The following is a 10,000-nucleotide window of genomic DNA, read 5'->3' on the forward strand; positions in this document are numbered from 1 at the left end:
ATGAATGAAATACAAGATAAATGGGACGAAATACTGGAATATCTCAAAATCGAACATTGTGTGACCGATGTTTCTTTTAAGACCTGGTTACTTCCTTTGAAAGTATATTCCGTAAAAGATAATTTAATTACCATATCCATAGATGACAAAATGATCGGCCCTGACAGTAAAAATTTCATAAGCAGAAAGTACGGAATTCCTCTAAAGGTAGCAATTACTGAAATTATGAATCACAATTACGAATTGGAATTCATATTAGAAAGTCAAATCGAACCTGTTAAAAATAAAAATGAAACCGCTGCGGCTGCTATCAATAAAAATCAGAAAAGCAGCTTATCTTTTTTAAATCCCAGATATACCTTCGATACTTTTGTAGTAGGAGCCAATAATAACCTTGCACATGCGGCATCTTTAGCTGTAGCCGAGTCCCCGGCTGAAATCTATAATCCGCTGTTTATCTATGGAGGTGTTGGACTTGGTAAAACTCATTTGATGCACTCCATAGCTCATTATATATTAGAACAGAACGCCAACAGTAAAGTAATGTACGTGACCAGTGAAAAATTCACCAATGAATTAATTGAATCCATCCGTAATGTGAATACAACTCCCACAGAATTCAGGGAAAAATACCGTAATATAGACGTTCTCTTAATTGATGATATTCAATTTATTATAGGAAAAGAAAGTACACAGGAAGAATTTTTCCATACCTTTAATACTCTCCATGAATCCAAAAAGCAGATTATCATATCGAGTGATAAGCCGCCCAAAGATATCCTTACTCTGGAAGAAAGACTTCGTTCCCGTTTTGAATGGGGCTTAACCGTAGATATCCAGCAGCCGGATTATGAAACTAGAATGGCTATTCTTAAGAAAAAGGAAGAGTTGGACGGGCTTCAGATCGATAATGAAGTAATGAAATATATAGCCACCAATGTTAAATCTAATATTCGAGAACTGGAAGGTGCCCTAACTAAGATAGTGGCCCTTTCCCGTTTAAAGAAACAGGAAGTTAATGTTACACTTGCGGAAGAAGCCTTAAAAGATCTTATTTCACCGGATGATAAAAAGCAGATAACACCAGCCTTAATTATAGATGTTATTGCGGAACATTTTAATCTTACATCTACCGATATCTATTCTGTCAACAAGAGTAGGAACATAGCTTACCCCAGACAAATTGCCATGTATTTATGCCGTAAATTAACGGATTTTTCCCTGTCGGATATCGGTAAAATAATGGGAAACAGAGATCATACCACTGTTCTTCACGGAATAGACAAAGTCGAAACGAATATAAAGAAGGATCCTGGCATGCAAAATACCATAGAGGTTTTAACCAAGAAAATCAATCCTTAATAAAGGTTTATTTTTTTCCACAAACCACTGTTAGTAAGTTGTTATTCTCATGTGATTTGCCCTTGGATAACTTAAAGTTTATTTTTAAGCCAAATTTTTCATACAATTTTTCATTTATTTTTATCACAAGGTTATCCTTTCCCTGAATCCTTTGTTTGTATGGGATTGAGGTACTTATACACAAATTAACAGCGCCTATTACTACTGCTAGAAAATTTTATTATATATATTTACATGAAAACCGCGAAGGGAGTTATACACAATTATGAAGATCGTTTGTACCAAAACTGAACTACTTAACCGTGTTAATATAGTTTTAAAAGCAGTTCCAGCAAAATCTACGATGCCTATACTAGAATGTCTGATTATTGAAGTTAAGAATGATACTATAAAATTAGTTGCCAATGATATGGAACTGGGAATTGAGACTTTAGTGAAAGGAGATATCATAGATAACGGAACCGTAGCCGTTAATGCTAAAGTATTTTCTGAAATTATTAGGAAACTACCAGATAATGATGTAACAATAGATACCGACAGTAATTATCTATTAACTATAATATGTGAAAAAGCCAAGTTTACCATATCCGGTAAAAGCGGAGAAGAATTCCCGTATCTTCCAAACATTGAGAAAAGTGATGCTGTTACATTATCACAATTTACACTAAAGGAAGTTATCAGACAGACCGTATTCTCCATATCCGATAATGAAAGCAATAAAATCATGACTGGAGAATTATTTGAGATTAACGGCAATGAATTAAAAGTAGTCTCACTTGACGGACACAGAATATCAATCCGTAAAATAACCTTAAAAGAACAATACAATGATCTAAAAGTAATCGTTCCGGGTAAAACTTTAATTGAAGTAAGTAAAATATTGTCAGGTGAATTTACAGATGAAGTAAGTTTATTCTTTACGGATAAGCATATCATCTTTGAGTTTGATGATACCATAGTATTATCCAGGTTAATCGAAGGAGAATATTATAAAATCAATCAGATGTTATCCAGTGATTATGAAACCAAAGTAACCATCAATAAAAAAGAATTACTAAGCTGTATCGACAGAGCAACACTATTAATCAAAGAAACTGAGAAAAAGCCAATTATTGTAAAGATAGATGATAAAAACATGGAACTTAAAATTAATTCCACCATCGGTTCCATGGATGAAGAAATCGACATCACAAAAGAAGGGAAAGACATCCTGATCGGATTTAATCCAAAATTTTTAATTGATGCCTTAAGGGTAATCGATGATGAAGATATCGACATTTACTTAATAAATCCAAAAGCCCCATGTTTTATCAGGGATAAAGAAGAATCTTATATTTACCTGATACTTCCGGTAAATTTTAATTCTGCAGTACAATAGTAATCTATAAGCCTTTCGGATTATAGATTAATAATATTGTTTTATATTATAATAAAATTGACGATAATAAAGCAGAAAACAGAAATATGTTTCTTGCTGATTATGAATTATGGCTTGAAGTCCAATCAGTTATTGTAAATATATGGTTGAATCAAGGTCTGGAAAGGCATGGATTTTTATATGCAGATAATAAAATTAAGAGAAGAGTTCATAAAATTAGGTCAGGCGATAAAAGCAGCTGGTTTAGTTGAATCCGGAGTAGATGCTAAAGCCGTTATCCAGGATGGATTGGTTAAAGTGAATGGGAATATAGAAACACAAAGAGGTAAGAAATTATATGATGGTGATGTTGTAGAGTTCAATGATGAGACAATTAAGATTGAAAAATAATCGGAATAGTGGTGTTTAAATGTATATCAAAACCCTTGAATTAAAAGATTACAGAAATTATAATAATCTTTTTATGGAATTTCATAACGGCATTAATATTTTATACGGTGATAATGCTCAGGGAAAAACCAATATTTTAGAATCAATCTATGTCTGTGGTACAACAAAGTCTCACAAAGGAAGCAAAGACAAGGAAATTATCAAGCTGGATAAGGAGGAATCCCATATAAGGATTCTTGTAGACCGGGATACTATATCACACAAAATAGACATGCATCTTAAGAAAAACAAACCAAAAGGCGTGGCTATTGATGGATTGCCGATTAAAAAATCCAGTGAATTATTCGGTATTGTTAATATTGTATTTTTTTCTCCGGAAGATTTAAGTATCATAAAAAACGGTCCGTCAGAAAGAAGAAGATTTATTGATCTTGAATTATGCCAGTTAGATAAAGTTTATTTATATAATCTAACGAACTATAATAAAGTTATCAGCCAAAGAAATAATTTATTAAAACAGATTAGTTTTAACAGGAAATTACTGGATACACTTAGTATATGGGATATGCAGCTGGTGGAATATGGCAGCCAGATCATACAAAGAAGAAATCTTTTTATTAAACAGTTAAATGAAATCGTATACGATATACATAAAAAGCTGTCCGGTGATAAAGAACAATTAAGGATAAATTATGAACCCAATGTAAGTGTTAAAGAGTTTGCAGATAAACTTACCAGTTCCAGAGAAAGAGACATTTCTCTTAAAATGACCAATGTTGGACCTCACAGGGATGACATAAGTTTTTTAAATGGGGATATTGACATCCGCAGGTTTGGATCCCAGGGTCAGCAAAGAACCTCAGCCTTATCCCTTAAACTTGCTGAAATCGAATTAGTGAAAAAGATAACCAATGACAAACCAATTTTATTACTGGATGATGTGTTATCGGAACTAGACAGAAAAAGGCAGAACTATTTACTAAATAGTATTCAGGGTATCCAGACTATTATCACTTGTACAGGCCTTGAGGAATTTATCGCAAACCGGATGGATTGCGATACTATTTACCGGGTAGTAGAAGGAACAGTTAAGAACGAAAATACTTTTACATTGGAATTCATCCATAGAAAAACAGGAGGCAATTTATGAGTACAGAATACGGTGCAGATCAAATCCAAATACTGGAAGGTTTAGAAGCAGTAAGAAAAAGGCCTGGTATGTATATTGGCAGTACATCTTCAAAAGGCCTGCATCATTTGGTTTATGAAATTGTTGATAATGCAGTTGACGAAGCGTTAGCAGGAATCTGTGACAGGATTGAAGTAATAATTAATAAAGATAATTCCGTTACTGTAATTGATAATGGGCGTGGAATACCGGTAGGGATTAACCATAAAAAAGGGATACCGGCTGTTGAAGTAGTATTTACAATCCTCCATGCAGGCGGAAAGTTTGGCGGCGGAGGATATAAAGTTTCCGGTGGACTTCATGGCGTAGGTGCATCCGTTGTGAATGCTTTATCCGAGTGGCTGGAAGTAACGATATATTTAGACGGTAAAATTCATAAGCAACGATATGAAAGAGGCAAAGTGGCTAAGCCCTTAGAAGTAATTGGTGATACTGACAGAACAGGTACAACAGTTACTTTTTTACCGGATAAGGAGATTTTTGAAGAAACCGTTTATGATTACGAGGTCTTAAAACAGCGACTTCGTGAGATGGCCTTTCTGACCAAGAATTTAAAGATAATATTAAAAGATGACAGGGAAGAAACCCCTGTAGTCAAAGAATTTCATTATGCCGGCGGTATTAAGGAATATGTCGAATACTTAAACAGACATAAGGATCCTTTGTACACGGATGTTTTATACTGTGAAGGAAGTAAGGAGGACGTCTATGTTGAAGTTGCCATGCAGCATAACAGTTCTTACACGGAAGGTTGTTACAGTTTTGTAAATAATATAACCACTCCGGAAGGCGGAACACACCTTACCGGTTTTAAGAATGCATTGACAAAAACCTTTAATGATTTCGCAAGAAATTTAAAATACTTAAAAGAAAACGAAGCCAGTTTAAGCGGTGAAGATATCAGAGAAGGGCTAACCGCAATTATCAGCATCAAAATACCGGAACCCCAGTTTGAAGGACAAACCAAGCAAAAATTGGGAAACAGTGAAGCGCGTGGAGCAGTTGACAGTATTGTAAGTGAACAGTTAACTTACTTTCTGGAACAGAATCCGGGAATTGCCAAAACCATACTGGAAAAAGCTGTTTTGGCTCAGCGGGCAAGAGATGCTGCACGTAAAGCAAGGGATCTAACCAGAAGAAAAACAGCTCTAGAAGGCATGAGTCTGCCCGGTAAACTAGCGGACTGCTCCGATAAGGATCCAAAGAACTGTGAAATCTATATTGTAGAGGGTGATTCCGCGGGAGGTTCCGCCAAAACAGCCAGATCCAGGGCTACCCAGGCAATTCTTCCTTTAAGGGGAAAAATCTTAAATGTTGAAAAATCAAGGCTTGATAAAATATTAGTCAACAATGAAATCAAAGCAATGATTACGGCCTTTGGAACAGGAATATCAGATGATTTCGATATTGCCAAATTGCGTTACCATAAAATAATAATAATGACCGATGCGGACGTGGATGGTGCCCATATCAGTACTCTGCTCCTTACTTTCTTTTATCGTTTCATGCCGGATCTGATTAAAAACGGTCATGTTTATATGGCTCAACCACCGCTTTACAAAGTTGAAAAAAGTAAATTTGTAAAATATGCTTACAGTGACGAAGAATTAAATGAAATTTTAACTGAAATCGGACGTGATTCCAATAATAAAATCCAGAGATACAAAGGTTTAGGCGAAATGGATGCCGAACAGCTTTGGGATACTACCATGGATCCGGAAAAAAGAGTCCTTCTTCGGGTAACCATAGATGAAGAGGAATCTTCTGAAATTGATTTGACATTTACCACCTTAATGGGAGATAAAGTTGAACCAAGAAGAGAATTTATAGAAACCAATGCAAAGTATGTTAAAAATCTGGATATATAATATATTACCTCAACCTACTGGTACGGAAGTATCCATATAGGTTAAAAAGCAGGTTAACATAATAGATGGAGGAGAATAAATGGACGAGAATATCTTTGACAAAGTTCATGAGGTCGATCTGAAAAAGACAATGGAAACATCATATATTGATTATGCCATGTCCGTAATCGCATCCCGTGCACTTCCCGATGTAAGAGATGGTCTGAAGCCGGTGCAAAGAAGAATATTATATGCAATGATAGAGTTAAACAATGGTCCTGACAAGCCGCACCGTAAATGTGCCCGTATTGTCGGTGATACCATGGGTAAATATCATCCCCACGGTGACAGCTCTATCTATGAAGCATTGGTAAAACTGGCTCAGGATTTTTCAACTAGATATCCTTTAATTGACGGTCACGGTAATTTTGGTTCCGTGGATGGTGACGGAGCTGCCGCAATGCGTTATACCGAAGCACGTTTAAGCAAGATTTCCATGGAGATGTTATCAGACATCAATAAAGATACGGTTGATTTTATACCAAACTTTGATGAAACAGAAAAAGAACCAACGGTACTTCCCTCCAGATATCCCAATTTATTAGTTAATGGAACATCCGGAATTGCTGTTGGTATGGCAACCAATATTCCTCCTCATAATCTGAGGGAGGTTATTGATGCAGTCCTTAAAATGATAGATAATAACATAACAGAAGACAGAGATACCTCTATAGAGGAGCTGTTGGAAATTATAAAAGGTCCTGATTTTCCCACCGGAGCAAGTATTTTAGGTGTCAGGGGTATTAATGAAGCATACCGTACCGGCCGTGGAAAGATAAAAGTAAGGGCGGTATCCGATATTGAAGCCATGGCAAACGGCAAGAACCGCATTGTAGTAACGGAACTTCCCTACATGGTTAATAAAGCAAGACTAATCGAAAAAATTGCAGAACTGGTGAAAGAAAAGAAAATTGACGGAATAACAGAACTCAGGGATGAGTCTGACCGTACGGGTATGAGAATTTGTATTGAACTCCGCCGGGATGTCAATGCCAATGTCTTATTAAACCAGTTATATAAACATACCCAGATGCAGGATACTTTTGGTGTAATTATGATTGCCCTGGTAAATAATGTTCCCCAGGTTCTTAATCTTCATGATATGTTAAAATATTACTTACTGCACCAGGAAGAAGTAGTTACCAGAAGGACAAGATATGATTTAAACAAGGCAGAAGAACGAGCCCATATTTTAAAAGGCTTGTTAATTGCCTTAGATAACATAGATGAAGTCATCAGTATTATCCGTTCTTCCAGAAGCGGTAATGTTGCCAAAGAAAAATTAATCGAAAGATTTGCTTTAAGCGATGTTCAGGCCCAGGCAATCATTGACATGAGACTTCGTGCATTAACCGGCTTGGAACGAGAAAGACTGGAAGCTGAATATGCGGAATTAATGGAAAAAATCGCTGAATACAACGCAATATTAAATGACAAGAAAAAGCTCCTCACCGTTATTAAAGAGGAGATAACTATCATTCGTGATAAATATGGTGATGACAGAAGGACTTCCATCGGATTCGATGAAGATGATTTGTCTACGGAGGATTTAATTCCCAATGAAAATACCGTTCTCGCTATGACCCGTTTAGGTTACATAAAGAGAATGACGGTGGATAATTTTAAGAGCCAGCACCGTGGCGGAAAAGGTATAAAGGGAATGCAGACCATCGATGAAGATTTCATTGAGGAGCTGTTAATGACAACAACACATCATTACATTATGTTCTTTACCAACAAGGGAAGGGTTTACCGTCTAAAGGCCTATGAAATTCCGGAATCCGGAAGGACAGCCAGAGGTACGGCTATAATAAATCTACTTCAATTGCTGCCAGAGGAGAGGATTACTTCAATAATTCCTTTAAAAGAGTACCAGAATAATAAATATTTATTCATGGCAACCCAAAAAGGAATTGTAAAGAAAACTCCAATCAAAGAATATGAGAATATAAGAAAGACAGGGTTACAGGCTATTAATCTCCGAGAAGATGATGAATTAATCGAAGTAAAAGCAACCAATAATAAAAAAGATATTATTCTAGTAACTAAGAATGGACAATGTATCCGTTTTAATGAAAAAGATGTAAGGAAAACAGGCCGGACCTCTATGGGTGTTATTGGTATGAACCTGGATGACAATGACGAAATAATTGGAATGCAGTTAAGTACTCAGGGTGAATATTTGTTATTTGTTTCAGAAAAAGGTATGGGAAAACGAACCGGCATGGATGAATTTTCTGTACAAAGAAGAGGCGGTAAAGGTGTAAAATGCTATAAGATAACCGAAAAAACCGGTTATGTTATAGGCGTTAAAGCTGTAAATGAAGAAAATGAAATCATGATTATTACGACAGAAGGCATATTAATACGGTTAGCCGTAAACGGCATATCAAATCTTGGACGTATCACCTCCGGTGTTAAGTTAATAGATATGGATGCTGATATAACTGTAGCTAGTATAGCAAAAGTCAGGGATAATAATACTCAAAATTCAGAAGAAGACGTGATCAAACAACTGGAACAGGAATTAGAAGATGAAACTTCAAATAATACTTATCCAGGAGAGAGTCAGTTAGAGGAAGATGAGGATTATGAGGATGATTTAGACATTGATCAGGATAGTGAAAGACCGGAAGATGAAAGTGAAGCAGATATTGAAAATGAATAACAATTCAAGTTTTGGTCTGCAGATGAATAATGAAAGTGCTATCAAATATTTATTTATGTCAAACTTTAAAATTGGTTTAAATCAATAACAGAAGAGAAAATTACGTAAATCCAGTTTGTTGACTGTTGCAGATTGTTGATGACTGCTTGCTAACTGTTTGTCAGAATTTCAAACTGTAGGATATTAGCACTTAAAAATATGTAATTCTAAGTTATTCATCTAGGATTAATTAAGATAAGCCTTAACCTAAATACTAAAAAGATCTGAATATAGTATTCATAGTATACTTTTTCAGGGTATTAGGGTGGGGCTTATTTTTTAAAATACTCAGTATTACTCAAAATGCTAAATAGCAAAAATAAATACCCAAAATAAATACCAAAAATTAAATACCAAATACAAAACTAAAAACTAAATACTTTAAATCTCATGAAAGGAATACTATATGAAAATAATTCATACGGATGTAATTATACAAAATATTAAAGAAATGTGTATCGAAGCAAATTATAATCTCTCTCAAGATATGGAGAAGGCAGTCAGAAACTCAATTAAGACAGAACGCTCCAATATAGGCAGGCAAATTCTTGAGCAGCTAGATGAAAATATGAGAATTGCCAAAGCAGATCATATTCCAATTTGCCAGGATACCGGAATGGCAATTGTATTTATAAAAATTGGACAGGATGTCCATATTGAAGGAATTAACCTTAATGATGCCATTAATGAGGGTATACGAGAAGGTTATGAAGAAGGATATTTAAGAAAATCTGTAGTTGGAGATCCTCTTATTAGAGTCAATACAAAAGATAATACACCTGGAATCCTCCATTATGAAATTGTGCCCGGAACCAATATAGAAATAACGATTGCTCCCAAAGGGTTTGGAAGCGAAAATATGAGCAGAGTATATATGTTAAAACCTTCAGATGGAGTAGAGGGAGTAAAAAAAGCTGTTTTAGAAACGGTTTCATTAGCCGGTCCCAATGCCTGTCCACCAATGGTTATAGGTGTCGGTATTGGCGGTAGTTTCGAAAAGTGTACTATACTAGCCAAAAAAGCCTTGATCAGAAACATTGAAAATCATTCAGAATTAGAACATATCA

General features: G+C 35.4%; 7 protein-coding genes (1 of these 7 cut by a window edge). All 7 read left to right on the forward strand.

Annotated elements, in window-relative coordinates; translation table 11 throughout:
- Entirely contained in the window at nucleotides 1-1,362 is a 1,362-nt protein-coding gene (dnaA, locus tag QA584_RS00005; RefSeq protein ID WP_278272494.1) for a chromosomal replication initiator protein DnaA, read from the forward strand.
- 265 nt (nucleotides 1,363-1,627) lie between these two features.
- A complete protein-coding gene (dnaN, locus tag QA584_RS00010) occupies nucleotides 1,628-2,740 on the forward strand; it encodes a DNA polymerase III subunit beta (protein ID WP_278272495.1) in 1,113 nt (370 codons plus the stop codon).
- A gap of 180 nt (nucleotides 2,741-2,920) precedes the next feature.
- On the forward strand, nucleotides 2,921-3,130 hold the full coding sequence (locus tag QA584_RS00015; protein ID WP_278272496.1) for an RNA-binding S4 domain-containing protein: 210 nt from the start codon (nucleotides 2,921-2,923) through the stop codon (nucleotides 3,128-3,130).
- Nucleotides 3,131-3,149: 19 nt separating this feature from the next.
- Complete coding sequence (gene recF / locus QA584_RS00020; protein WP_278272497.1) at nucleotides 3,150-4,280, forward strand: DNA replication/repair protein RecF; 1,131 nt, start codon at nucleotides 3,150-3,152, stop codon at nucleotides 4,278-4,280.
- Nucleotides 4,277-6,187, forward strand: a complete 1,911-nt coding sequence (gene gyrB / locus QA584_RS00025; protein WP_278272498.1) for a DNA topoisomerase (ATP-hydrolyzing) subunit B — start codon at nucleotides 4,277-4,279, stop codon at nucleotides 6,185-6,187. The genes recF and gyrB overlap by 4 nt, the downstream gene beginning before the upstream one ends.
- 79 nt (nucleotides 6,188-6,266) lie before the next feature.
- A complete protein-coding gene (gyrA, locus tag QA584_RS00030; protein WP_278272499.1) occupies nucleotides 6,267-8,894 on the forward strand; it encodes a DNA gyrase subunit A in 2,628 nt (875 codons plus the stop codon).
- Between the two features lie 445 nt (nucleotides 8,895-9,339).
- Nucleotides 9,340-10,000 carry the 5' portion of a fumarate hydratase gene (locus QA584_RS00035; RefSeq protein WP_278272500.1) on the forward strand. 182 nt of this gene lie beyond the right edge of the window, so 661 of the gene's 843 nt are visible here — the first part of the coding sequence; the start codon lies at nucleotides 9,340-9,342; its stop codon lies beyond the right edge, outside the window.

The organism is Anaerocolumna sp. AGMB13025, assembly GCF_029689925.1.
Classification (GTDB): domain Bacteria; phylum Bacillota; class Clostridia; order Lachnospirales; family Lachnospiraceae; genus Anaerocolumna.

What these genes read in the sequence shown, in the direction of transcription:
- dnaA (WP_278272494.1), top strand. Translation starts at nt 1, where the DNA reads ATGAATGAAATACAAGATAAATGGGACGAAATACTGGAATATCTCAAA.
- dnaN (WP_278272495.1), top strand. Translation starts at nt 1,628, where the DNA reads ATGAAGATCGTTTGTACCAAAACTGAACTACTTAACCGTGTTAATATA.
- QA584_RS00015 (WP_278272496.1), top strand. Translation starts at nt 2,921, where the DNA reads ATGCAGATAATAAAATTAAGAGAAGAGTTCATAAAATTAGGTCAGGCG.
- recF (WP_278272497.1), top strand. Translation starts at nt 3,150, where the DNA reads ATGTATATCAAAACCCTTGAATTAAAAGATTACAGAAATTATAATAAT.
- gyrB (WP_278272498.1), top strand. Translation starts at nt 4,277, where the DNA reads ATGAGTACAGAATACGGTGCAGATCAAATCCAAATACTGGAAGGTTTA.
- gyrA (WP_278272499.1), top strand. Translation starts at nt 6,267, where the DNA reads ATGGACGAGAATATCTTTGACAAAGTTCATGAGGTCGATCTGAAAAAG.